The sequence below is a fragment of the Flavobacterium sp. NKUCC04_CG genome, assembly GCF_019345525.1.
GTDB lineage: Bacteria > Bacteroidota > Bacteroidia > Flavobacteriales > Flavobacteriaceae > Flavobacterium.
On sequence record NZ_JAHKRA010000051.1, the window covers coordinates 1 to 580 of the forward strand.

Consider the following 580-nt stretch of genomic DNA (forward strand, 5'->3'; position numbering starts at 1 on the left):
TGTGACGCATCATCTACAATCATGTCACCCCTACGGGGTTATACGAAAATGATATATTATTATTATAAACAACATTCCCGTGTGACGCATCATCTACAATCATGTCACCCCCACGGGGTTCTATGAAAACGATACATCAATATTGTAACAAAAATCCAGTTTTACGCATTAGCAAAATCCCTATCGTTTCGTCTGCGACAAAACGATAGGGATTTTGTGCCGTGGCGCTGCGCTAGGCTTTTATCTATAATTTCGTATAATAAAACCCCGTAGGGGTGACATGATTATAGAAAAACGAGGTGTCGTTTTTCGTAAACCCCGTAGGGGTGAAATGATTATAAACAAAAAAGTCCCTAATCAATAAAGATTAGGGACTTTTTAAAAGAAAGGCGACGAACCGAGGCCAAAGGCCGAACACGTCGCTCCGTTGTAAAACAAAAAACCCCCAGTCTGTGAAGACTAGGGGTTCTTAAAAGAAAGGCGACGACATACTCTCCCACATAAATGCAGTACCATCTGCGCTAACGGGCTTAACTTCTCTGTTCGAAATGGGAAGAGGTGAGCCCCGCTGCAATAACCA

Annotated in this window: 1 rRNA gene; it reads right to left on the reverse strand. The window is 42.4% G+C overall.

The window, feature by feature from the left end:
* Positions 1–475 precede the first annotated feature (475 nt).
* Positions 476–580 (reverse strand): 5S ribosomal RNA (gene rrf, locus KO524_RS15190); the annotation flags it as partial.